20 protein-coding genes and 1 pseudogene are annotated in these 22,531 nt (G+C 62.0%); 9 read left to right on the top strand and 12 right to left on the bottom strand.

Features of this window, described 5'->3' with window-relative positions; genetic code table 11:
- Positions 1-17: 17 nt before the first annotated feature.
- Positions 18-1,289, bottom strand: coding sequence for an MFS transporter (locus AC1RTP_RS10375; protein ID WP_498607233.1), 1,272 nt, complete (start codon positions 1,287-1,289; stop codon positions 18-20).
- A 10-nt stretch (positions 1,290-1,299) separates the two neighbouring features.
- A complete protein-coding gene (locus AC1RTP_RS10370; RefSeq protein WP_498607231.1) occupies positions 1,300-2,664 on the bottom strand; it encodes a KamA family radical SAM protein in 1,365 nt (454 codons plus the stop codon).
- Positions 2,665-2,832: 168 nt separating this feature from the next.
- On the opposite strand from AC1RTP_RS10370, the gene AC1RTP_RS10365 reads away from it, so the two are divergent.
- Positions 2,833-3,282 carry a cache domain-containing protein gene (locus tag AC1RTP_RS10365; RefSeq protein WP_498607229.1) on the top strand — a complete coding sequence of 150 codons (450 nt, stop codon included), beginning with the start codon at positions 2,833-2,835 and terminating at the stop codon, positions 3,280-3,282.
- A gap of 9 nt (positions 3,283-3,291) precedes the next feature.
- Positions 3,292-4,977: a methyl-accepting chemotaxis protein gene (locus AC1RTP_RS10360; RefSeq protein WP_498607227.1), complete on the top strand. Its 1,686-nt coding sequence runs from the start codon at positions 3,292-3,294 to the stop codon at positions 4,975-4,977.
- Here the strand turns inward: AC1RTP_RS10360 and AC1RTP_RS10355 are convergent.
- On the bottom strand, positions 4,906-5,475 hold the full coding sequence (locus AC1RTP_RS10355; protein ID WP_498607225.1) for a DNA-3-methyladenine glycosylase: 570 nt from the start codon (positions 5,473-5,475) through the stop codon (positions 4,906-4,908). The two genes, AC1RTP_RS10360 and AC1RTP_RS10355, sit on opposite strands and share 72 nt — an antisense overlap.
- A 121-nt stretch (positions 5,476-5,596) precedes the next feature.
- Here AC1RTP_RS10355 and AC1RTP_RS10350 point away from each other — a divergent pair, with 121 nt between their 5' ends.
- Genes AC1RTP_RS10350 through AC1RTP_RS10335 form a run of 4 tightly spaced genes read left to right on the top strand, consistent with a single transcriptional unit; the run spans position 5,597 to position 10,734 of the window.
- Positions 5,597-6,463 carry an HDOD domain-containing protein gene (locus AC1RTP_RS10350; protein ID WP_498607223.1) on the top strand — a complete coding sequence of 289 codons (867 nt, stop codon included), beginning with the start codon at positions 5,597-5,599 and terminating at the stop codon, positions 6,461-6,463.
- 5 nt (positions 6,464-6,468) lie between these two features.
- Entirely contained in the window at positions 6,469-7,584 is a 1,116-nt protein-coding gene (locus AC1RTP_RS10345) for a hypothetical protein (RefSeq protein ID WP_498607222.1), read from the top strand.
- Between the two features lie 41 nt (positions 7,585-7,625).
- Positions 7,626-8,810, top strand: coding sequence for a tetratricopeptide repeat protein (locus tag AC1RTP_RS10340; protein ID WP_498607220.1), 1,185 nt, complete (start codon positions 7,626-7,628; stop codon positions 8,808-8,810).
- Positions 8,811-8,823: 13 nt separating this feature from the next.
- Positions 8,824-10,734, top strand: coding sequence for a CocE/NonD family hydrolase (locus AC1RTP_RS10335; protein WP_498607218.1), 1,911 nt, complete (start codon positions 8,824-8,826; stop codon positions 10,732-10,734).
- A 9-nt stretch (positions 10,735-10,743) separates the two neighbouring features.
- On the opposite strand, the gene AC1RTP_RS10330 is transcribed toward AC1RTP_RS10335, so the two are convergent.
- On the bottom strand, positions 10,744-11,343 hold the full coding sequence (locus tag AC1RTP_RS10330) for a YdeI/OmpD-associated family protein (RefSeq protein WP_498607216.1): 600 nt from the start codon (positions 11,341-11,343) through the stop codon (positions 10,744-10,746).
- A gap of 87 nt (positions 11,344-11,430) precedes the next feature.
- Here AC1RTP_RS10330 and AC1RTP_RS10325 point away from each other — a divergent pair, with 87 nt between their 5' ends.
- Positions 11,431-12,267, top strand: a complete 837-nt coding sequence (locus tag AC1RTP_RS10325) for an alpha/beta hydrolase (protein WP_498607214.1) — start codon at positions 11,431-11,433, stop codon at positions 12,265-12,267.
- Here AC1RTP_RS10325 and AC1RTP_RS10320 read toward each other — a convergent pair.
- Positions 12,251-13,111 (bottom strand): alpha/beta hydrolase, encoded by an 861-nt coding sequence (locus AC1RTP_RS10320; RefSeq protein ID WP_498607212.1) that lies wholly within the window; start codon positions 13,109-13,111, stop codon positions 12,251-12,253. The genes AC1RTP_RS10325 and AC1RTP_RS10320 overlap by 17 nt on opposite strands.
- A gap of 79 nt (positions 13,112-13,190) precedes the next feature.
- On the opposite strand from AC1RTP_RS10320, the gene AC1RTP_RS10315 reads away from it, so the two are divergent.
- A complete protein-coding gene (locus AC1RTP_RS10315; protein WP_498607210.1) occupies positions 13,191-13,436 on the top strand; it encodes a DUF3297 family protein in 246 nt (81 codons plus the stop codon).
- 52 nt (positions 13,437-13,488) lie between these two features.
- On the opposite strand, the gene AC1RTP_RS10310 is transcribed toward AC1RTP_RS10315, so the two are convergent.
- The 3 genes and pseudogenes from AC1RTP_RS10310 to AC1RTP_RS10300 all read right to left on the bottom strand — a co-directional run.
- The gene (locus tag AC1RTP_RS10310; protein WP_498607208.1) at positions 13,489-14,754 is read right to left on the bottom strand and encodes a glycosyltransferase; all 1,266 of its coding nucleotides are present in this window, start codon (positions 14,752-14,754) and stop codon (positions 13,489-13,491) included.
- An 8-nt stretch (positions 14,755-14,762) separates the two neighbouring features.
- Positions 14,763-15,395 (bottom strand): GNAT family N-acetyltransferase, encoded by a 633-nt coding sequence (locus AC1RTP_RS10305; RefSeq protein ID WP_498607206.1) that lies wholly within the window; start codon positions 15,393-15,395, stop codon positions 14,763-14,765.
- Between the two features lie 365 nt (positions 15,396-15,760).
- Positions 15,761-16,327: pseudogene (locus tag AC1RTP_RS10300) on the bottom strand (NUDIX domain-containing protein); the annotation flags it as partial.
- A 161-nt stretch (positions 16,328-16,488) separates the two neighbouring features.
- Between AC1RTP_RS10300 and AC1RTP_RS10295 the strand changes: the two are divergent.
- Positions 16,489-17,169: a YebB family permuted papain-like enzyme gene (locus AC1RTP_RS10295; protein ID WP_498607204.1), complete on the top strand. Its 681-nt coding sequence runs from the start codon at positions 16,489-16,491 to the stop codon at positions 17,167-17,169.
- Here the strand turns inward: AC1RTP_RS10295 and AC1RTP_RS10290 are convergent.
- The 4 genes from AC1RTP_RS10290 to AC1RTP_RS10275 all read right to left on the bottom strand — a co-directional run bounded on the left by AC1RTP_RS10290 (position 17,159) and on the right by AC1RTP_RS10275 (position 22,504).
- Positions 17,159-18,190 carry a serine hydrolase domain-containing protein gene (locus AC1RTP_RS10290; protein WP_498607202.1) on the bottom strand — a complete coding sequence of 344 codons (1,032 nt, stop codon included), beginning with the start codon at positions 18,188-18,190 and terminating at the stop codon, positions 17,159-17,161. The two genes, AC1RTP_RS10295 and AC1RTP_RS10290, sit on opposite strands and share 11 nt — an antisense overlap.
- A gap of 29 nt (positions 18,191-18,219) precedes the next feature.
- Positions 18,220-19,071 (bottom strand): helix-turn-helix transcriptional regulator, encoded by an 852-nt coding sequence (locus AC1RTP_RS10285; protein ID WP_498607200.1) that lies wholly within the window; start codon positions 19,069-19,071, stop codon positions 18,220-18,222.
- 737 nt (positions 19,072-19,808) lie between these two features.
- Complete coding sequence (locus AC1RTP_RS10280; RefSeq protein WP_498607198.1) at positions 19,809-20,471, bottom strand: DUF2625 domain-containing protein; 663 nt, start codon at positions 20,469-20,471, stop codon at positions 19,809-19,811.
- On the bottom strand, positions 20,468-22,504 hold the full coding sequence (locus AC1RTP_RS10275) for an amidohydrolase family protein (RefSeq protein ID WP_498607196.1): 2,037 nt from the start codon (positions 22,502-22,504) through the stop codon (positions 20,468-20,470). Before AC1RTP_RS10275 ends, AC1RTP_RS10280 begins: the two co-directional genes overlap by 4 nt.
- Between the last annotated feature and the right edge of the window lie 27 nt (positions 22,505-22,531).

Raw genomic sequence — 22,531 nt, 5'->3', positions numbered from 1 at the left:
TTGTTGAAGGCGATATTTTACCGGAAGCGTCGGAGCAGGTAGCGGCACAGGCCCGGCAACTGAATCAGCACCAGCAAAGCGAAGGCGCATTGGTAGGCGATGGCAGGGTAAAGGCCAAGCGGCGATGGATTCCACAAACCGATCACCTGCCCGAATCCAGCCTGCACCGCGAACGCGCCGACGAAGATGAGGAGATTCAGGCAAGTCGAAGCGCGCCCCGTCAATGCTGGCGGCATGGCTTGCACAACGATGGAATATTCCATGCCGGTGACGCAGCCCACCAGCATGAAAAGCACCGGAATCATTTGCTGCGCCGGCCGCCAGCCCGAGACGAAAACGCATTGCAGAAGCACGAACAGCAGCACGCCGGCTGCTGCGACGTCCAGCGTACGCCAGCCGCGCTTCGCCGCCCATTCGGTCAGCATGCCGACACCGATCGAGCCGAATATCACGGCGGCCATGCCGAGGTAAAGCAGCCAGGCGATTGCTTGCTCGCCGTAGCCTGGCACGTCGGCCAGCCAGCGCGCGATCCACAGCCCTTGCACCCCAAAGAAGACGGTGTGCGGGACCAGCACCAGCATTGCCGTTTCGCGGAACACGGGATGGGTGAAGGTTTCTACCAGGACGCTGCGCGAAAATGGGCGCGGGGGCGCGGCTGGCGGCGTCGGGGCGAGCAGGAGGATCAACAGCGCGACGGCGACACACGCGCAGGCGAGCCAGATCATCAGCCATTGCCAGCTCATATGGTGCAGCGCCAGCCGCACGGGCAAGGTGGAAGTGGCGGCGCCCAGGCCGCCCGCTGCGATCAGATAGCCCTGCACGGACGGCGCCTTGTGCGGCGGCAGCCAGGTGGTCAGGGCCTTGATGGCGGACATGAAGGAGGCCGCCAGCCCGAACCCCATCAGCGCCCGCGCGATCGCCAGGCCTGTGAAATCGCCGCTTCCCGCGAAGGCCAGTGTGCCCAATGCAGCCACCAGCAGCAGCACGAACTGCACGCGCCGCGGCCCATAGCGATCGAGCGCGATGCCAACCGGAAGCTGGGCTGCGGCAAAGGCGAGGAAGTAAGTGCTCGTCAACATGCCCAGTTGCGCCGGCGTCAGGTTCGCTTGCGCCACAAGCTGCGGCGCAAGCATGGCGTTCACGCTGCGCAGCAGCCAGGAGACATAGTGCCCCAGCGCATAAGGGATGAAGACCAGGAACAGCGTGGCGGGTCCGGACAAGGTGCCGGGCACCCGCTCCCGCCCGCGCCACCAGCACGCGGGCGCAGCAACGATGGCGGGCGAGCGCATCGCATGCCCTTCACGCCACCAGCGGGATCACGCGGCGCGAAAGCACCGGCAGCGGCACCGGCGATTCGTGCGGCTCGTCCTCTTCGAAGAAGAACTTCTCCCGCCCAAACGCCGGCCGCAACTGGTCAAACCAGGTCGCCGCTGGATCGTACTTCGCATAAAACGGCTTGCGCACCCAATCCGCATTGCGCGCCTGGAGAAACTGCAGCGCAAACACCTTCTCCCCGCCGATCTGCGCCACGCCATCGATGACTACTTTGCCTGGGAAGGCGCTCATGGAAGGCCCGCGCACCGTGCGCGCCAGGCCGGATACCATCTGGTAGGCCTGCTGGAACACTTCATGCGCACGCGCCAGCGGCAACTGGAAGTACTCGCGCGGGCCCGTATCGCGCTCCACAAACATGTAGTACGGAATAGCTCCCAACCGCACCCCGGTGCGCCACAGCTCCGCCCAGCTGGCCGGGTCCTCGTTGATATGCCGGATCAAAGGTCCCTGCATGCGCAAGGTCGCCCCCGTGCCGACGATCCGCTTGACGGCCTGCTGCGCCACCTCCTGCCGTAGTTCCACCGCATGGTTGTAATGCCCCATGATCGCCATATTCTTGCCCGAAGCGACTACGCGCTCGAAGAGGCGCAGCAATTCGTCGGCGTCGCGATCGCTCACATAGCGTTGCGGCCAGTAAGACACCGACTTGGTGCCGATGCGGATGTTCTGGATATGTTCCAGCTCCGGCGCCAGCAAGGGCGTGATGATCTCCTCCATCGAGCGCGTATTCATGATCATCGGATCGCCGCCGGTGATCAGCACGTCCGTCACGTCCTTGTGGGTTTTCAGGTACTCCACCAGCTCCGTCGTTTCTCGCGCATCGAATTTCATATCGTCCATGCCTACAAACTGCGGCCAGCGGAAGCAGAAGGTGCAGTAAGCGTGGCAAGTCTGGCCCGCGCTGGGGAAAAACAGAACTGTCTCTTTGTATTTGTGCTGTAAGCCCTTCAGGGGAGCATCGTTCACGCGCGGCACGTTGTGCGTCATCTGCCCAGCCGGATGCGGATTCATGCGCTGGCGGATCTGGCGCACCAGCTGCTGCGCCGCAGCCTCGTCCTGCTTCACCAGCACCAGGTCGCGCAGCTGCCAGTATTCGTGCGCCGGCAGCATGTCGCGATGCGGGAATACCAGCCGGTAAATCGGATCGTCCGGAATATTGTTCCATTCGATCAGCTGCTCCAGCACGTACTGGTTGGTGCGGAAAGGCAGCACATGCGAAATCACCTGTACCGTCTCCTGCTGTTCCGGCGTCAGCAGCGCCCACTGGGGCGCCTGGCGGATGGTCTGGCGGGTGTAGGGCTTGAACTTGGGCAGGGCGTCGGCGGTCATGGCGTACTCCTGTGGGTGGGCTAAGACTTCATGATGGCCCGCTTAAGAAAGCGCCTATTGCCGTACCTCAATACTTTGCCGGAAAAATCCTACGAGCTTGCGTTTGCGCAATTCCCGACCAGGTGTGCAGACGTAAAGTTGGGCTTCACCTCACCCAAGGAGCCCGGCATGAAACGCATCCTGTCCGCACCAATCATCGTCCTTGCCATGGCGGCAGCCCACGCCAATGAGCCGACCGAAAAAGACGCTATCGCTATGGTGGAAAAAGGCGCCGCCTTCATCAAGCAGCATGGCAAGGACAAGTTCATAGAAAAGATCTCGGCCAGGGATCCTGAATTCCTACAGGGTTCCCTGTATGTCGACATCCGCGATCTGCAAAGCGGCATCGTGCTGGCGCATCCGGTCAACCCCACCATCGTCGGCAAGGACCTGACCGACGTGCCGGACGCCAGCGGCAAGAAGTACCGCCGCGAGATCATCGAACTGGCGGCCAAGAAGGGCAAGGGCTGGGTCGACTACATGTACAAGAATCCGACCAACGGCAAGATCGAACCGAAAACCACCTACATCCAGCGCGTCGGCGACGCGGTGCTGGAAGCAGGCATCTACAAAAAGTAGGAGGCCGCCATGCTGAACCGACTGCGGATTGGACCCAAGCTTTTGCTGGCGCCGGGCGTGGTATTGGCGCTGCTGCTGGCGACAGCGGCATGCGCCTGGTTCGGCATGGTGCGGCAGAACGCTTCAATGGAAAACCTGGTGCAGCTGCGCGCGGCGCGGCTGCAGGCTGTGGCCGATGTGGCGGGCGAGGCGCGCATGGCGCACGCCAATATCTACCAGCTGCTGGCCTGGATCAACGGCAGCTTTGCGCAGGCGCGGCTCGATGCGCTGACGGCGCAGATCCGCAACCGGCATGGCGCCGTCGGCTCGCGCTTGCTGCAGCTGGCCGGCGCGGCGGAGACAGATGAACGCGGTTTGCTGGCGGGCTCGCAGCAGGCCATGGCCACTTACCAGAAGGCGGTGCAGGAGACCATCGAGCTGGCGCAGGTGGACCAGTCCATCGCGACCAATGCCATGGCCAAGGCGGAGCGCCAGTTTGCGGCGCTGGATGTGCAGTTGACGCAGCTTGCGGCGCTGGAGAAGTCGCTCAGCGAAGCTGCATATGCAGCGGCACACCAGGAGTTCCGCCTGCTGGAGATGGCAATGGCGGGATTGCTGTTGCTGTCGGTCGCGTGCTCGCTGGCGGTGTCGATGCTGGTGCGGCGTGCGCTGGTGCGCGATATCCAATCCATCGGCGATGGGGTGCGCAGCCTGGCGGCGGGCCGGTTGGCGCCCCGCCCTGCCCCGCGCGGGCGCGACGAAATTGCCGATACGGCGCGGGCGCTGGATGGCAGCGTGGCGCAGCTGAACGGCACCATTCGTTCGATCCGCGGCGCGGTGCAGCAGATCGACCTGGCTTCACGCGAGATCGCAACGGGGAATCTGGATCTATCGGCGCGTACCGAGTTGCAGGCCAGTTCGCTGGAAGAAACGGCGAGCGCAGTGGACGGTCTCGCCGCGGCGGTGCGCAGCAATGCGGAACATGCGCGCGAAGCTTGCGAACTGGCGGCCAATGCCAACGAGCTTGCGGCGCGCGGCGGGGCAGCGGTATCCGACGCGGTGCAGACCATGGAAGCGATCCGTTCTTCCTCGCGCAAGATCGTCGAGATTATCGGGGTAATCGACGGGATTGCGTTCCAGACCAATATCCTGGCTTTGAATGCGGCGGTGGAGGCGGCGCGCGCCGGCGAGCAGGGGCGCGGGTTCGCCGTGGTCGCAGCGGAGGTGCGGACTTTGGCGCAGCGCAGCGGCACGGCGGCGCATGAGATCAAGGCCTTGATCAATGCTTCGGTGACAACGATCGACAGCGGCGCGGCCTCGGTTGGCGTGGCGGGCGGCAGCATGGGCGATATCCTGGCCTCGGTGCGGCAGGTGGGGAGCATCATCAAGCGTATCAGCGATGCCAGCGCGGAGCAGGCGCGCGGGATTACGGAAGTGAACCAGGCAGTCGGGCAGATTGACGATGTCACGCAGCAGAATGCCGCGCTGGTCGAGCAAGCCGCAGCGGCGGCGGCCAGCCTGCAGGATCAGGCGGGCGAACTGGCGCAAGCGGTGGCGGTGTTTGAACTTGGCGAGGAAGGCGCAATTGACGACGGTGCGGGCGACCGGCGCTCACCCGACAGCCCGATGCGCGCGCCTATGGGTTTAACGGAATGGGCGGCTAACAAACGGCGAGCCCGCCAGGCCGAAACGCCAGGGCACGTCCACCGCCTTTGAAATCCCGATGCGCGGCCCGACGACAACCTGTACCCGCCCCTTGCGCGGCAATAGTTCGAACGGCGGCGCATCAAGCGCCATCGCATTATTTTCGCGGGTGACGCCCAGCGCCTGCGCCAGCCTTCCCGGCCCGGAGCACAGCAGGCGCACATCCTCCATGCCGCGCCGCGCCTGCATTTCCTCAATCCCGGCCAGCGGCTCGATGGCGCGGATCAGCACCCCGGCCCCATGCCCCTCCTCGCGGCAGACAAAGTTCATGCACCAGTGGATGCCGTGCGACAGGTAAACATAGACATGGGCGGGCGGCCCGAACATGGCGAAATTGCGCGCTGTCTTGCCGGAAAAGCTGTGCGAAGCCGGATCTTCGCGGTCGTATGCCTCCACCTCGACAATGCGCCCGCCTACGCCATTGACGAGCACCGTGGCGCCAATCAGGCGGCGCGCCACTTGCGGCGAAGGGGCGCTGAAATCGATATCGGCCAAAATGTGGGAAGACATGCTACGGATTGTAGCAATGCTGCCATTTAAGCATGAAAAAAAACTCATTCGTGCCCCCGGCCGGGCCCCGAAAACAGGCGATAATGTCGGGGCACTCCCAGCAGAACAATCCCGAAGCAAAATGACAACAGCAGCAGCCCGGCTCCCGGCCCAAAACACGACCGCAGAAGACGCACTGTTGCGCTCTATCCGCATCCCGCCGCGTCCCAGCCTGCTGGTCGACCTGCAGCGCGAATTGGCGCAGGACGACCCGTCGCCGCGCGCCATCGCGCGCATCATCGGCAACGACGTCGGCATGTCGGGCGCCCTGCTGAAACTGGCCAATTCGCCCTTCTACGGGGCGACGCGCAAGGCCAAATCGGTCGAACAGGCGATCAATTTCCTCGGCATTAACCAGTGCGCCGCCATGCTGACCGGCATCCTGGCGCGCGAAGCCGTGGGCGCCAACAACCCGGCCCTGAACCAGTTTTGGGAAGTGTCGTCCTGTCGCGCCCAGGCCCTGGTCTTCATTTCGCGCAAGCTGCGCCTGGCCCCGCCCGATATCGCCCACACCTTCGGCCTGTTCTGCGACATCGGCATCCCTATCCTGATGGCGCGCTTTGAGGACTACGGCCAGACGCTGGAAATCTGCAACGGCGCCGCCACCCGCAAGTTCACCGAGATCGAAGACGCCCGCCACACCACCAACCACGCCGCCATCGGCTGCCTGCTGGCGCGCAACTGGGGCCTGTCGCCGGACGTATCCTGGGCTATCCTGCACCACCACGATTACGCAGTGCTGGGCGACGACGCCACCGACGACGCGATCCGTTCCCTGGTGGCCGGCGCCGTGCTGGCCGAACGCGCCATCCAACGCTACCACGGCAACAGCGCATCGCTGGAATGGAAAAAAGGCGGCGAGGCTGCCTGCCGCCACCTCGGCATGAACGAGGACGAATCCGCCGACCTGCTGGACGAACTTCACGAAACCTTCCACATTGAACACTGAGCCGCATGCCAAAGACTAACAACAAGCGCCCAGCACCACGCAAGCCGAATACTCCCCCCGCCGACAAAGAAGAAGTCCTGAGCCAGCAACTGTGCAGCCTCGCGCTGTCGCAGGACGATGAGCTGCGCCACGCCGTGCGCCGCTACCTGCGCCAGGGCAAGGACGCCGTGCTGTACGGAGCCATTGAACTGGCGCGCGGCGAGGACGTCGACGCCTACCGCCTGCTGAAGGAAGCCGTTGAAGAAGATGCCGGCACCGTCGTGCTGCGCAAGGGCGAAGGTCCGGAAATGGAAATCAACGCCTTCGCCATCCCCGTGTTCGTGCAAAGCAAGGGCGGCCTGCGCGAGGCGGAAGGCTTCCTGGACGAAGAAGCGTATGCCGCCCTGCTCGACAGCTTCACCAGCGCCGGCCTGGAAGGCCCGAAAGCCAAGGTGGTGCTGGTGCAGCACGCCTACGACCTGGCCGAAATGGAGCGCATCAGCGCCAGCCAGCTGAACGCCATGGTGCACGAAGCGGCAGCCGCGATGATGGACAAGAAAGTCGTCGAAGCCCCTGCCCTGCTGCGCAGCATCGCCGGCTGGCAGCCGTCCGCCTTTGGCGCCGGCGATGAAGCGGTCGAGCTGCGTTTCCTGCTCGGTTTCGCCCTCAAGCGCGTGGAAGATCCCTTCTACACCATGCCGCCCGCCGGCAAAAAACAAGACGCCTGGTTCGAAGCGCGCATGCAGCGCTACCAGGACTGGACCGTGTCCGCCGCGCCGCTGGTGCAGCGCTGCCTGGCCAACGCCGACCGCGCCGCTTCGCTGCGCCTGAACTTCCAGTACCAAGACCTGTTCTACGGCGCCCTGCAGCAAGGCAAGTCCGAGCACTGGATGCTGGCCATGATGGCCGAATTCGGCGCCGCCCTGGACACTGAAAGCGCTGCCCGCGCCGTCATCACCCTGGTGGAGACCGAAGAAGATATGGCCCTCGGCGTGCAGCTGTTTGGCGCCGCCGGCGAGCTGGCCCATGCCGACCGCCGCCTCGACGTGGGCGACGATGTGGAAGTGGAGATCAACGACTTGCGCGATGCCCTGGCGACCCTGGGGATCGAGGATATTGCGGTCGAATTGACAGCCCCCTAGTACACGCACATACTAGTTTCATAAGGGTAGGAGACACCACCATGAAACTACTGTCAATATTGATTTTTTCGGTCCTGCTGGCCGGTTGCGCCAGCACGCCGCCGGCGCTTATGGCTCCGGAACGCACGCTGTTTACCGATACGAGCTTCGTCAAACCGGGCAATATCCTGACAGCGAATCAGGTGTTTGCGATGACGCCGGAGATGCTGGCCTTTGCCGCCAAAATGCGGCAGGACACCAACAGCAATCACAAGGCGCGTTACGACGCGCTGTATGACGCCCTGTACAAAAGCGGCCAGCTGCGCCTTGACTACGATGCCGAAATGACGCGCACGGCCTCGGAAGCTTTCGCCGCCCGCTCCGGCAACTGCATGTCGCTGGTGCTCATGACCGCCGCCTTCGCGCACGAACTTGGGCTCGAAGTCCAATACCAGCGCATCACCAGCCAGGACACCTGGAGCCGTTCAGGTTCGCTGTACTTCAGCAGCGGCCACGTCAACCTGGTGCTGGGCAAGAGCAATTTCGACGCCCTGAATATATTCGACCGCGCGCAAGCGGTGACCATCGACTTCCTGCCGCCGCCCGATGCCGAGAAAATGCCGACCGAAGTCATTTCGGAACGCCGCATCGTTGCTATGTATATGAACAATCGCGCGGCGGAAACCATGGTCGAGGGCAAACTGGACGAGGCTTACTGGTGGGCGCGCGCCGCCATCGACCAGGACCCCGCCTACCTGCTGGCCTACAACACGCTCGCCACGATCTACCAGCACCATGGCGACATGGACCTGGCCTACCGCACGCTGCGCTTTGCAAACCAGTATGACCCGCTCAACACCGTCATCCTGTTCAATATGTCCGAAGTGGCCGGTTCGTTAGGACACAAGGAAGAAGCGGACAAGCTCAAATCCGAGCTGGCGCGCCTGGAGCCCTACCCACCGTTCTACTTCTTCAATATTGGCCAGCAGGCCATGTCTGTCGGCGACTACCGCAAGGCGCGTTCGATGTTCGTACGCGAAGTGCAGCGGGCGCCCTACTACCACGAGTTCCACTTCTGGCTGGCCAAGGCCGCCTTTGAACTGGGCGACCTGAAAGAGGCCGACAAGCATATGGGCCTGGCCATGCTGAGCAGCACCACGCGCGGCGAAACCGCCATCTATGCGAGCAAGCTGGCCAACCTGCGGCTGTACGAAGCGAAAGCACGCCTTCGACCAGGAAAGATCTAAAAAGTAAGGAAAAATGATTAAGCGACTGACCCCACTCACCCTTTCCCTCGCACTGGCCTTTGCAGGCGCCGCCCACGCGGCGCCTGATGAGAAACCGGACCTGCGCTCCTCCTACACCAAGTACGAATTCCGCATCCCCATGCGCGATGGCGTGCGCCTGTTCACGGCCGTCTATGTGCCCAAGGATGGCAACAAGGCCTACCCCTTCCTGATCGAACGCACACCCTACAGCGCCGGCGTGACCACCGACGGCAAGCTGCAATACGGCGTCGACTTCTTCCCGCGCCGCCTCGGCCCATCGGCGGAATTCAGCGAAGCCGGCTACATCTTCGTCAAGCAGGACGTGCGCGGCCGCTATATGTCCGAAGGCAAATGGCAGGAGATGACCCCGCACGCCAAGACCGCGCTGGAGCCGGGCGAAGGCAACGAAAGCCGCGACATGCACGACACCGTCGACTGGCTGCTCAAGCACGTGGCCAACAACAACGGCAAGGTCGGCATCTACGGCATCAGCTACCCCGGCTTCTACACCGCAGCCAGCATCATCGACTCGCACCCGGCGATCAAGGCCGCCTCGCCGCAGGCGCCGGTCACCGACCTGTTCATGGGCGACGATTCCTACCATGGCGGCGCCTTCATGCTCGCGGCGAACTTCGACTTCTACTCCTCCTTCACGGAAGAAAAGAACCCGACCCCGCTGCCGAAAACCTGGGGCGAATTCGACTACGGCACCACCAGCGGCTACGACTACTTCCTCAAGCGCCTGACGCTGTCGAACATGATGGCCGAACTGGAGCCCAAGCAGCAGGCCTACCTCAAGCCGACCATCGTGCACGACACCTACGACGAGTTCTGGAAAACGCGCAACCTGGCGCCGCATATGAAGAACGTGAAGGCCGCGGTGCTCACCGTGGGCGGATGGTTCGATGCGGAAGACCCTGCCGGGCCGTTTTCCATCTACCACTCCATCGGCAAGAACAACCAGGGCAATTTCAACGGCCTGGTGATCGGCCCATGGTCGCACGGCGGCTGGGCTGGCGGCGAAGGCAAGCGCCTCGGCCATGTGAAATTCGACAGCAAGACCAGCGAGCATTTCAACAAGAAGCTGCTGTTCCCCTTCTTCGAGGAACAGCTGAAGGGTGTGAAACCGGCGCAGGCGATTGCCGCCGTCAACACGTTCGAAACCGGCACCAATGTCTGGCGCCAGTACACGGCATGGCCGCCGGTACAGGCCAGGGCCAGGATGCTTTACCTGGGACCAAACGGCACCCTGGTCTGGAGCCAGCCAGCCGCCGGCAACGCCTTTGACGAATACGTGAGCGACCCGCGCAAGCCGGTGCCCTACATCGGCTACCCGGCCACCGGCGTGCCGCGTGAATATATGGTGTCCGACCAGCGCTTTGCCTCGTCCCGCCCGGACGTGCTGGTGTACCAGAGCGAGGTGCTGGAGGATGACGTAACGATTGCCGGCCCGGTGACGCCCAAGCTGTTCGTCTCCACCAGCGGCACCGACAGCGACTTCGTGGTCAAGCTGATCGACGTCTACCCGGCCGACTTCCCGCAGGATAAGGAGGAACACAAGGACGCGGACGTGCCGACCGTGAAAATGGGCGGCTACCAGCAGCTGGTGCGCGGTAATCCGCTGCGCGGCAAGTTCCGCAACAGCTTCGAGAAGCCGGAGCCTTTCGTACCTGGAAAAGTGGAGCCCTTAAGCTACCAGCTGGGCGACGTGCAGCATACCTTCCGCCGCGGCCACCGCATCATGGTGCAGGTACAGAGCAGCTGGTTCCCGCTCGTTGACCTGAACCCGCAGACCTTCACCAACATCCCGCAGGCCAAGCCGGAAGACTTTGTGAAGGCCACCCAGCGCGTCTACCACGCACCGGGCACCGCCTCCGGCCTGCAGCTGATGGTGATGCCTTAAGCGGAAGGTTCAGCAGTTCTCGTACTTCCAGTTCCGCTTCTTGCCCTCGGCAATCCACTCGACCGCCTGGGCCATGCGCTTGTCGCGCGTGGCCTCGGTCTTGGCCTCGGTCAGCCAGTCGCAGTATTCGCGCTTGGCGCTGGTGGAGAATTTATTGAACACCTCATACGCGGCCGGATTCTCTTCCAGCGCCGCGATGAAATAGTCAGGCACCACCAGTTCGCGCGGCGCCGCCTTGGGCTTCGCCACCTTTACCCCGGCCTCGTTCAGCTTCATCGCCTTTTTCACATAAGCCGTCAGCACTTTCTTTGAAGGCAATTCCTTCACCGATGTAATGCGGCCGAACTGGCCCATCGCTTCCTTGCCCTTGTCATCCTCATCGGCCAGCAGCAATTCCGCTTTCCAGAAGCCGAAGGCGCAATGCTGCTTGAAGGCGGCGAAATTGCATATGATGCCGTGGTAGTCAAAGTTGGGCATGCTCCACTTGATGGTTTCCTTTACTTCCGGACAAGCCGCGTGGATCACTTCACGCAGGTGCGTCAGGATGGGCCGGGCGAATTCTGCCGATTTGGCGATGTACTCGTCGACGCGCGGATCTATGGTTGGCATGGTTTTCCTTTGAACTGTGTTGCCGCAATCTGACATTGGTGCGTTGCTTAACGCTGTTTGCTCAGCATTAGGAGCATACTAAACCTCATGAGCAATTCACGCAAAATGGCCGCCGCGGCCGGCGTCATGGGATTGGCCTGGGCTGGGATGACGGCCCTCCTCATGGCCGGCCAGCGCAAGCTGCTGTTCAACCCAAACGTCAAGCGCGAGGTGGAGAACCCGCGCAGCAGCGGCCACCGCACGCGCGCCATCGTGCTGCGCGGCGCCGACGGCACAAGGCTGGCGGGTTGGCTGATGACGCCCCGCGAGCCGGGCGTGCGTCCTGCGGTGGTGTATTTCGGCGGGCGCTCGGAAGAAGTGTCCTGGCTGGTGCGCGATGCCGGCAACCTGTTCCCCGGCATGACGGTGCTGACCCTGAATTACCGCGGCTACGGGGATTCGCACGGCGAGCCGGGCGAGGAAATGATGGTGGCCGACGCCTGCATGCAGCTCGATTGGCTATGCAAGCACCAGAAGGTCGACCCAACCCGCATCGCCGTGGTGGGCCGCAGCCTGGGTTCCGGCGTGGCGGTGCAGGCGGCCATGCTGCGCCGGGTGATGGCCACGGTGCTGATCACTCCTTACGACTCCATCCTGGCGCTGGCGCAGCGCAAATTCCCTGCGCTGCCGGTGGCCATGCTGCTACAGCACCGCTTTGAGTCGGTCAAACACGCCACGCAGCTGTCGTCGCCGACCTATGTGCTGCGCGCCGCCAGCGACGATATCGTGCCGCATTCGCACACCAATGAACTGGTGAGCAAACTGACTTGCCTGCACCACGACGAAATCATTCCTGATTCCGACCACCTGAATATTCCCTACCTGCCGGCGACGCAACAGAAAATCGCCAGCTTCCTTCAGGCGCAGTTCACACCGCTGGCTTGAACACCGTACGGAAGGCGCGCATGGCGGCGGGGTGGCCGATCGTCATATGCGACTCATCGAGCATCGGCACCATCTGCCAGCGCAGGCCTTCGACCTTGACGCTTGATAAAGCGCCTTCCAGCTGCTTCGCCAACTCCGGCTGGCCCTTCTCGCCGCTGGTGGCGATGAACAGCGTCTTTTCCAGGCGCTTGCGGGTGCGCAACGTGTCGCCTGCTGTCTTGAGGAGTTGGCGGTTGTTCCACCACACTGAAGGGTCGATGGAGATGAAGGTGTCGAACATTTCGGGCGCTTGCAGGAAGGTCTCCAGCACGAACAAACCCGCCAGCGATTCGCCGATCAGGGCTGTCTCGCCGGTGGTGTTGTAACGTGCTTTCACCAGCGGCATCAGTTCTTCGCGGATAAAGCGGCGGAAGGTGGCCGACTCGCCGACGATGGGCGCGATCTTCTTGTCTTCCGGATTTTCAGTCGGCGGCGTCATGTCGCGGCGGCGCTGGGTGTTTTCGATCCCCACCAGCATGAAGGAGCGCATAGTCAGGCTGGCCACCGAGATTTGCAGCAGGCCGGCGGTATGCACGAAGTCTTCCGCAACCCCGCCGTCCAGCATGAACAGCACAGGCAACGGCGCGTCCGGCTTCACATCCCAAGCGCGCGCAGTGTAGACGTTGATGCGGCGCGTCTCGCCCATGATCTTCGATTCCATGGTGAAGGTCTCGCCGATCGCCAGCGGCGCCGCCGCCGATGCTCCGATCACTGCCGGTGCACTCGCCGCCGACTCCCCCGCTCGCGCCACCGCAGCCGCCATCGCCGCCGCCGCAAAACCCAATACCTGCCTCCTGCTCGCCATACCCATCTCCATTATTGTTAATTGAACAACACCATACGCCACGTCAGGGCCCTCGCAGGTTCCGGTATAATCTCGCCCCATGAACGATACTACCCGCCCAGAACTCCCGGACCATCTGTCGATCGATCCGCGCAGCCCACACCACGTGGCTGCCGTGTTCGAGCACGACATTGGCATTAAATTCAACGACAAAGAGCGCTTTGACGTTGAGGAATACTGCATCAGCGAAGGCTGGATCAAGGTCCAGCACGCGACGGCCAAAGACCGCCGCGGCACGCCGATGCTGATCAAGCTGAAAGGCAAGGTAGACGCCTTCTACCGTTAATCGCTGCAAAGCGCTGCTAATCGCTACAGGGGCCAGCTTTCGCTGGCCTTTTTCATGTCTGGGCGCTTCGCAGCCCGATCTGCCGCACCGCCTCGGCGACACCATCTTCCCGCCGCATGGATTCCCCAATGCTGCGCGCCCGGTCAATCATGGCCGGCTTTTCGCGTACGCGGCGGATTTGCGCCGCCAGGCTGGCCGCCGTGGCGTTGCGCCGCTTGGCCGGCTTGCCGGCGATACCGAGCCGCTGCAGCTCGCGCCCCCAATGTTCCTGCTCGCTCAAGTTGGCGACCACGATGGAAGGCTTGCCTGCCAGCGTGGCCGATTGCGTCGTCCCCGCGCCGCCGTGATGCAGGATCGCCAGGCAATGCGGGAAAATCAGGTGATGCGGCGCCGCCGATACGAACAAGATCCGATCATCCGGGCTGAAACCGCAAGCCTCCCAATCGGAGCACTGAATGATCACGCGGCAGTCCGCCTTGCGCGCGGTATCGACCAGCAGGCGCAGCGCGGCCGTCTGGCCCTCCACATCCTTCGGCATCCAGCTGCCGAACGTCATATAGACCGGCGCCTCGCCTGCCGCCAGGAAGTCCGACAACGCAGGCGGCAGCACGCCCTCCAATTTGCAGTTTGGCCGATCCAGGAACCCGCAGACCTGGATCGTTTCCGGCCAATCGGGCTGGCGCGCGCAGATCTGCGGACTGACCGCCACCAGCGCAAGGTAAGGCGACACCCATACCTCGGAGACGATATCGCGCATGGGCGGCATGCCGAGCTGGCGGCGCAGCCGGTCGGGGTAATGCCGCAAGGTGCGGTTCAGCAAGGTGCGCGTCAGCCACCAAAGGAGCCTGTTGCCAGTCTTGCCGAACACCGACAGCCCGGTAGGATTGACGTAATCGCTCGGCACCCCCGCATGCGACAACAGCACGCTTGCATAGGGCTTGCCAGCATATTCCGCCGCCACCTGTAGCGGGTGCACAAAGTAATGGCCGACCAGCAGGTCCGACTCGGCGCACAGTCGCTGCGCCGCCTCGAACATCGCGTCTTCGACCGGCTCGAAAGCCAGGCGCAGGATTGCCGCCATCTGCTTCATCGGATCGCGGATCTTGTAGGCGGTCTGCCCCACGGCCCTCGCCTGCTCGGCGCTGAAGGTGTATGGCGTGAGGACAGTGATCTTTGCGCCTGCCGCCGATTGCACATTGTCGTAGGTGCCCGCCTCCAGGCTGAAAACGACCAGGTGAACCTCATGGCCAGCGCTTTGCAGCCCATCGGCAAGGGCGAGGAAGGGGCGGATGTCTCCGTGACTCCCCCAGGTCAGCATTCCGATCTTCATCCGGCGAACGATCCCGTCGAAAAAGGCGAGAGCGTGCACCATCCCAAGGATTCGTAGAGCGCACGCCCCTCTTCCGTAGCGATCAGGCGTTCCGGCGTGGAGGCGACCTGCTTGGCCTCGCGCAGCGTCGCCATGACCAGCCGGCCAAGCCCGCGCCGCTGGTGCTCGGGAGCGGTGACGATGCGGTCGTAGATGAAAATCTGTTCCGTTTCCGCCGCGTAGCCGCTGGCAGCCAGCTCGCCCGATGCGGACAAGATCCGCACCTCGGTGACTGCGCCAAGACGTATGGTGTCGACCGTGTATGACGGCGGGCAGGCGGGCCTCGCCTTCTGCTGATCGGGGCCGCCCATAAAGTAACCGGGATCGTGAATCTGCCATCCCGCCGGCAAGGCGGCGCGCAGCTCCTCGGGCTCCACGCAAGCCTTCACGAAGTAGGCAGGACGGCTGATGCTACGCGCCAGCGCAGCCAGTTCTTCGGTCACCGTGGGATAAACCCAGCGCTGCATTTCGGCCGCAGAATTGACGTCCACGCGGTAACCGCCGCAGTCCATGACCGGCGCCGGCAAGTCGCGCGCAATCGAACGCGCCGCCAGCCAGGCGGCGATAGGAGGCAAGATCGGGCCGCTCATGCTGCAGGAATCTCGGAGAGGTCGCGATAGACCAGCAGGCCGCGCTTGCGGGCCGCCGCCACCATGGCGTCTGCCCCAGCGGACGGACCACCCACCCGCAGCACCGCATCGCAATGTCCCAGAAGCCGCTCGCAATGCGGGTGGAAAATCTCCTCGTACACGGCGTCGCCCACGGCTTTCGAACCGGCGGCGTGCAGCACGGGCAATGCAAGCCACTCGCCCAGCACCGGGGTATGCCCGCGTTCATACAAAGGCAGCACAAAGGCCTCCATCGCCGCCACATTGGCGACCATGCGCGCCGGATCGTCGCCGGTACCGGAGCGGTAAGGTCCCGCGACCAGGATCATCATGCTGCGCGGAGGCAGCAGGTGAAGGTGCAGGTATTGCAGCAGCATGATGGTCTTGCCATCCATGATCTCGCCGCTCTCCACCATGGCCATCGCATTGTCCGCATCGAGCTCGATCACCTCGATGTCTTCGCCCTCATGCTCCAACCCGCCACCGCTCCCTACCTGCGACTCCGAGTCGTACTCGCCGACGAAGAAATGCAGGCGCTCGGTCACCGAGCCTGGGCTCATAAAGACGTCGAACACCTGGTGCAGCTCGGCCACCTTGTGCCCCGTCTCCTCTTCCAGCTCGGCGTGCATGCGCTCTTCGGGATGGGCCTCGTCCAGCATGCCGGCAGGCGCCTCGATCAGGTAGCCATCGTGCTTGTTGACGTAGGCGGGAAAACGGAACTGGCGCGTCAGCAGCACCGTGCGCTGCGCGCGGTTGTACAGCAGGGCCACGGCGCCGTTGCCTCGGTCATAGGTTTCGCGCGACATCGTTTGCCAGCGGCCATCGCGGCGCTTCAAATCAAACGTGGTTTTCTTGAGGACGTACCAATCGTCTGAAAGCAATTGCACATTCTTGATGCGGACATACTCTTGCATGAATTCCTCCGTAAGCCAGCATGATGCCATAGCACGGCAAATCGGGTATCGCATGCCAATACTTTCCGAATATAAATTCAGACCTCTCCGCCATATTGCTTCACCTGTCAGCACGCCCTGGTCAATCTGAAATGCAGACACCCCCACCAAAGGAAAAGACCATGTGGTTCAGATTGCGCCTGTTACCGGCCCTATTCACGCTTTTTAGCGCCCTGCTCGCGCAGAGCGCATTTGCTGAGGAGTCCCTGCCGGAGATATCCAAGGCTGCCCTGGCCAGCCAGCTTCAGGTCGGGGACCTCGTATTCATACGGGTGACGGCCCTACCCTTCCGCAAGGTTTCCGAAACTACGCAGAGCTGGACCAACCACGTGGGCATCATCGTCGCGACAGGCGGCGACGAACCGGTGATCGCCGAAAGTACTTTCCCGCTCTCGAAGCGCGGGGGACTGTCGAAATTTCTTGATCGGTCCGAGAATGGCCGCGTAGAGATCAGCCGTCTCAACGCACCGCTGACCACCGCCCAGCAGCAAGCCATGGCGCACGCCGCCCAAAAACGCCTGGGCATCTTCTACGACACCGGATTTGACCTGCACTCGAGCCGCCAGTTCTGCTCCCGCTTCGTCCACGAAGTCGTGAGGGAGGCGACCGGGATCCAGGTCGGAGAGGTCGAAACCTTCAGCGCCGTGCTGGCACGTAACCCCGACACCAAACTAGGCTTCTGGCGCGTCTGGTATTTCGGCAGCATCCCCTGGAAGCGCGAAACGGTGACGCCTGCCAGCGTGATGAACAGCTCGCAGGTGCGTCCCGTATTCAACGGCTACGTGAAACCGGCTACCGCATAAGTGCGGGCATGATCAGGTTTGTCAGCAGCTTCTCACTCAGCGGGTGAGCGTCGCGAACCTGGAAGTTGTTTGTGGTGATCACGACCACAGCGTCCAACTCGGGCAGCACGAAGACCTTGTTGCCGCCCGATCCCGCCATTCCGTAGGACTGCACGGTACGGCCATTGGCTTTGAACTGCTGCAACCACCACAGGTAGCCATAGTCGATCCCCTCCCGCGCATTGGCATGGGGCGCAATAGAACGTTTGACCCAATCCGCCGGAATCACCTGCTTGCCATCCCAGCGTCCGCCGTCCAGATAGAGCTGGCCAAGCTTCATCAAGTCCATACTGCGCAATTGCAGCCCGCCGCCCGTCATGGCAGTTCCCTTAGGCTGGAACTGCCACTTCACCTTATCGATGCCCAGCGGCTTAAAGAGATTGGCAGCGGCGAAGTCCTGCACGCTTTGGCCGCTCACTTTTTCCAGCAGTGGTCCGAGCAGCGTCACTCCCGCGGTGCAGTAACTCCAGGCCCGGCCATAGGGCGATTGCTCCGGGCGCGGCTGCCATTCGGGAAAGCCCCGGATCGGCAAGTCGGCTGCAAAGCGGCTCCAATCCTCAATCAGATACATGCGTTCTTCATTGCCACGCGAATTCTGGTTGTCGTCGTCGCATTCGAGCACGGAGCTCATGGTGAGGAAATCCTCGACCGTGATTTGGTCCTTGCGCGGGTCGGCGTAAGCCACCGGGCGCAGCTCCTTGAAGTACGGCAGCACGGGTGTATCGGTACGCAGGAGCTTGCGGTCTACAGCCAGGCCAACCAGCATGCCCGCTACCGTTTTCGTCACCGAACGTGTATTGCGCAGGCCTTCTGGACCGGCCTTGTCGAAGTAGTGCTCATAGACTGGCTTTCCATGCTGGGCCACTACGACACTGGTGATCTGCTTGAATTCACCAGCTTCGATAGCGGTGGTGACGGCATCCAGCTCTCCTGCGTGGACCGCGCTGCAGAAGGCCAAAAGAAAAGGTATGCATCGCAACATGTTGATCTCCGAAATTGGGAAAGGTCAGTCTAGTCCTGCAAAATTGTTCTCGTCTTGGACGTTTGAAACATTTGGCGCCGGTAGCTACTTGGGGTCATGCCGTATTGGGCCTGGAAAGCGCGGTTCATATGACTTTGATCGGCAAAGCCCACGGTCAACGCCACTTCGGCCATGCTCAGTTGTTCGCGGCGCAGGAGGCCGCCGGCCTGTTCAACACGGCGCCAGCGCAGAAGGTCGCCCGGCGACCATCCCCAGGCTTGGCGGAAGACGCGGGCCAAGTGCACGGGGTGCACGTCCAATGCTGCCGCTACGTCGGCAATGCGCAGATGCGTGTCGGTAGCCATGTCCATCACCGCCTCATAGGCTTGATAGGCCCAGGCGGGCAGCATAGGCCGTGGTTTAGGGGCTGACTGGTGCAAACCGGCGAGCATTTCCCAGGCGCCGGCTTCCAGCAATGCGCCGTCACCACCGCGACCGATCTCGCGCGCGATCCTGAACGCAGCCGCCACGCTTGCCGAGTTGCTCAACATTGCAGCGCATTCCTGGGCCGCAAGCAGTTCCTCCGCCCCCGAAAGCAAGCTCGGATCAAGCGAAACTGTCATGAAGCTCCCCTTGCCATCAACAAAGCGGTCGCGGTGAATGGTCCCGGCGGGATTGAAGACGAGCGCTGGCGAAGGCGCACGCAGCGGCGCGTGCAGGGCGCTTGAGATATATACGCCAGAGAGAACTAGAACGAAGTGGGCATCGTCATGGCGATGTGTCTCAACTTCATCCTCAGACCGCGTGGCGCGCAGCCGACGGATATCGAATACGCTCCCGCGTCTGCCCTGGTCGACATCGCCATAGAACTCGCCGGACTGGAAATTGAGTGGAGTAGCCATTCCAGGACTCTAGAATGCCTTGCCCACCCCGGCGAGCACCAGCCGACGAACTGCGCCACAGGATGGATGAATGGTTGCCTGCGCCGGTCGAGACCCGTTCTTAGCGGCCAGCGCCCTGCCTCTGGGTCAATTTGAACAACGCGTTTCGACTAAAGCGATTTGGGGACCGCGAGTTAAGGAGGGAAACTGCCGATTCAGGATCGAAATCTGCGAGCGACTCAGTGCATAATGCAACAATTCTTTCGGTACGCCACCCTGCGCTGGTGGAGGCTGCTGCAAGAAATGGTGGTAGCACTTGTTCGCGCAAGTCTGATTTGCTGCTTACCCTACGCAATATGCAGGCAAGTCCGTCCAGCCTTCGCAATCCGTGAGGTTCTTGAGAGATGATTTCGAGCAGGCGCAGAACAACTCCTGATGCCTTCGCAGGATCGGAATGAATAAGATGTGCCAAAGGCCATATGGCGACAGTCACAACTCGGTTCGGCTCAGATAGTTCGTAAGCTGCGGACAGCGATTCGTCGAGCAAGGCATTACGTACGTCCAACCTCGATTCAAACTCAGCAACCGCACTGATAGCTTGGCACCGGTACCAGGAGTGATGAATGTTACGAGCGACGCGCAGCGCAGCTTTGAGACTTACCGGAATTAATTCATCCGTATCCCGACGCCCTTTGACGCCATCAGCAATCTCCGAGGCGCTCCAATTTTCGATAGATCTCACAGGTCGAGTGCCACCATTACCGCAGTTCTCCCACATAGAGTGCGTAGATTTCGGCGACACTGATTGGACGCCGTGACCGTTCGCCGATAGATGGTCCTTCGGCAGAGAGGTAGGGATAAACACTGATCGCCTGGTCGCCGCGAACTTCGCGCACCTCTTCTTGCCAACCAAGCCATCGAACGTTCTCATAGAATTGCTCCAAGTCGCGGGTAAAGCACCACTCCAGGAATTCCGAATAGCCTACATCCAAGGATTCCCACTCGAGCGTGTCGGGTGCGAAATAGCACACTTGGCCAGAGTCCAGCCCAAGGCCACCGCCGTCAATGGCAAAGAAGCCGCCAATCGCGTCGTCTGCGATCAGGAGAAATGGCGGCATCTGGCCTGCCTCAGATATGGAGCGCGTCATATTCCATTCTGGCAGCGATCGAGGCAGGCGGGGATGGCCTGAGCCCAAAATACGGAGCCATCCATGGTCCACGAGGATGCCGCCACTTTCATAGATCACGGCTCCCATCGGCGAGCGAGTCGTGACCTGGGTGTCGAGCAAAGCGCGTTCGCGGGTGGCGTCGTCAATCGGCGGCAGCACTTCTACGTGGTTTGCGGCTTCGGCGAGCCATTGTTGGACGAGCGGCCAGGCCGGTTCGTGCAGGTTAATCAGTTCGTGGAGTTGTTTCATCATGGTTTGAATCCTACGCTCTTCCAAAGCGGGGCCGCATCATACAGCGCGCCGTTGGCGATGACCTTTTCCACGCTGCGGATGTTGCGGATGCCGTCCAACGGATTAGCATTCAGGATGATGATGTCGGCACGTTTGCCTGCCTCGATGGTGCCAGCCTCTTTGTCCATCCCCATCACACGTGCGGGAACCAGGGTGGCTGACTGCAACGCCTCCAGCGGAGTGAAGCCGGCCTGCACATACAGTTCCAGTTCACGATAGATTGAGTGGCCAGGAACCGCCTGGTCGGTGCCGGCGACAATATCTATTCCAGCCTTGTGCAGGGCTCCAACGATTTCCATCATGCGCTTGAATGCCAGCTCCAGTTTTTCTTTTTCCTCGGCGTTTTCTTCAGATGGCGTGCCGAGTGACACGGCCAGCTCCTGCGGTAGTTTGCTGACGCCCGGCTCGAAACTGGCGATCGGTGTGGATGGCCGGTTTCGCGTGACGACTTCCCAAAGCGCCAAGGTTGGATCAACGACGATATGGCGGGCTTTCATAAATTCGATCAGCTTTTGTGCTTCGACGCTGGTGACGGAGAACGACTTCAGGTCTTCCAGCTTCATCTTCCGCATGCCTTTGGACATAGGGCTCTTGTCTGCGGCTTGCATCGCGTCGTAGAGATAGACGATGTGGTTCACCTGGTCCATGCCTGCCTCCACTCCCTCCACCAGGCCCATGGTGCTTGGAATATGGCCGGTGACGCTCATGCCCAACTGGTGGGCATAACGGGCGACTGATGCGACATTGTCGCGGGTCATCGAGCTGTAGACTTTCATTTGCTTGAATCCAGCGTCGTGATAAGTCTTCACCCATTTTTGCGCATCCGCGTCGCTGTCCACGCGTTGCACGCCGAGCGCGCGCTCGCTGGTGCCGTCCACCAGGCCGGCTGGAAGCAACTGCGGTCCAATGCCCTGCCCGCGCGCCAAGCCGTCGCGCACCGCGGTGATGAATTCGAATTCGTTGCCACAGTCGCGCACCGTGGTCACGCCGGCAGCCAGGTAAATCGGCCCCCATTCAACCTGTTCGAAGTGGGCGTGCATATCCCACAGGCCCGGCATGATGGTTTTTCCCGAAGTGTCGACACGGGTGGCGCCCTCGGGAATGACGACTTGCGCGCGCGGTCCGGCCGCGACGATGCGATGGTTGGCGATGACCACCACCGCGTCTGGAATGGCGGGCTTGCCGGTAGCATCGATCAGGGTGCCACCGACCAGCGCCAGCGTTTTGGACGGGTCGCTGTAGGCCTTGCCGGCAAACTCCTTCATGCTGGCCATCTCGTCCTCACCCGCCTTGGTCAGGAACGAAGGAAGCAGCGACTGATAGCCATCGCGGATCGATTCGAAGTGATCGAATTCGGCGTCGATGGAAACCAAGGCGACCAGGTTATGTGCCTGGTCCAGCCAGATGGTCTCTCGTCCCCATATCAATCCATTCACCAGGTAGCGATCCAGCACGACCGGCTTGCCATCCAGCGTGAAGCGGTCCTGACCGCGTTTGGAAATCTGCACAGTCCCCGACGGCAAAGTGCGCAGCGACGCCGGCATTCCGTGCTTCAGCCAATACCTCATGAGCATCAGCTGCTGCGCGGTCGGCGCATACCCGGCAATCGGGAAGAATGCCTTAGGCTTCTCAATCGATTTGTCCGCACCATCCACCTGCATGCGGATGGCCTTGTCGCCAACGACCACCGACTGGTTGATCTCCGACAGACGGGAATTCTTCCCCTTGATGCTGAATGACTGCGGTGCGCCTGACTTATCGTAGGCGAACTGCATGGTTAGCGGCACCGGTGATCCGCGGTCCTTGAACTCAAACTTGGAGTTCAGCTGGAAGCCGGCCGGCCGCCGAGTGATTTCCCAGTTCTCCAGTCCAATCGGCTGGGCAAATTTGTGCAGGATGAATTTGCCCTGTTCGACTGGTGCGGCCCAAACTGCCAGCGGAAGCAACCAAGCAATGCCAACGATGCTGCAACGGGTAAGCAGGTTTCGGGACATGTTCATCTTCCTGAGGATTGGCTGGGA

It is taken from the genome of Pseudoduganella sp. GW821-FHT11H04 (genome assembly GCF_058807935.1).
Note: the sequence above shows the minus strand (reverse complement) of the source record. Positions and strands in the feature narration are given on the sequence as shown.

Coding starts and splice junctions, on each gene's coding strand:
- AC1RTP_RS10375 (WP_498607233.1), bottom strand. CDS start 1,289: ATGCGCTCGCCCGCCATCGTTGCTGCGCCCGCGTGCTGGTGGCGCGGG.
- AC1RTP_RS10370 (WP_498607231.1), bottom strand. CDS start 2,664: ATGACCGCCGACGCCCTGCCCAAGTTCAAGCCCTACACCCGCCAGACC.
- AC1RTP_RS10365 (WP_498607229.1), top strand. CDS start 2,833: ATGAAACGCATCCTGTCCGCACCAATCATCGTCCTTGCCATGGCGGCA.
- AC1RTP_RS10360 (WP_498607227.1), top strand. CDS start 3,292: ATGCTGAACCGACTGCGGATTGGACCCAAGCTTTTGCTGGCGCCGGGC.
- AC1RTP_RS10355 (WP_498607225.1), bottom strand. CDS start 5,475: ATGTCTTCCCACATTTTGGCCGATATCGATTTCAGCGCCCCTTCGCCG.
- AC1RTP_RS10350 (WP_498607223.1), top strand. CDS start 5,597: ATGACAACAGCAGCAGCCCGGCTCCCGGCCCAAAACACGACCGCAGAA.
- AC1RTP_RS10345 (WP_498607222.1), top strand. CDS start 6,469: ATGCCAAAGACTAACAACAAGCGCCCAGCACCACGCAAGCCGAATACT.
- AC1RTP_RS10340 (WP_498607220.1), top strand. CDS start 7,626: ATGAAACTACTGTCAATATTGATTTTTTCGGTCCTGCTGGCCGGTTGC.
- AC1RTP_RS10335 (WP_498607218.1), top strand. CDS start 8,824: ATGATTAAGCGACTGACCCCACTCACCCTTTCCCTCGCACTGGCCTTT.
- AC1RTP_RS10330 (WP_498607216.1), bottom strand. CDS start 11,343: ATGCCAACCATAGATCCGCGCGTCGACGAGTACATCGCCAAATCGGCA.
- AC1RTP_RS10325 (WP_498607214.1), top strand. CDS start 11,431: ATGAGCAATTCACGCAAAATGGCCGCCGCGGCCGGCGTCATGGGATTG.
- AC1RTP_RS10320 (WP_498607212.1), bottom strand. CDS start 13,111: ATGGCGAGCAGGAGGCAGGTATTGGGTTTTGCGGCGGCGGCGATGGCG.
- AC1RTP_RS10315 (WP_498607210.1), top strand. CDS start 13,191: ATGAACGATACTACCCGCCCAGAACTCCCGGACCATCTGTCGATCGAT.
- AC1RTP_RS10310 (WP_498607208.1), bottom strand. CDS start 14,754: ATGCTGACCTGGGGGAGTCACGGAGACATCCGCCCCTTCCTCGCCCTT.
- AC1RTP_RS10305 (WP_498607206.1), bottom strand. CDS start 15,395: ATGAGCGGCCCGATCTTGCCTCCTATCGCCGCCTGGCTGGCGGCGCGT.
- AC1RTP_RS10295 (WP_498607204.1), top strand. CDS start 16,489: ATGTGGTTCAGATTGCGCCTGTTACCGGCCCTATTCACGCTTTTTAGC.
- AC1RTP_RS10290 (WP_498607202.1), bottom strand. CDS start 18,190: ATGTTGCGATGCATACCTTTTCTTTTGGCCTTCTGCAGCGCGGTCCAC.
- AC1RTP_RS10285 (WP_498607200.1), bottom strand. CDS start 19,071: ATGGCTACTCCACTCAATTTCCAGTCCGGCGAGTTCTATGGCGATGTC.
- AC1RTP_RS10280 (WP_498607198.1), bottom strand. CDS start 20,471: ATGATGAAACAACTCCACGAACTGATTAACCTGCACGAACCGGCCTGG.
- AC1RTP_RS10275 (WP_498607196.1), bottom strand. CDS start 22,504: ATGTCCCGAAACCTGCTTACCCGTTGCAGCATCGTTGGCATTGCTTGG.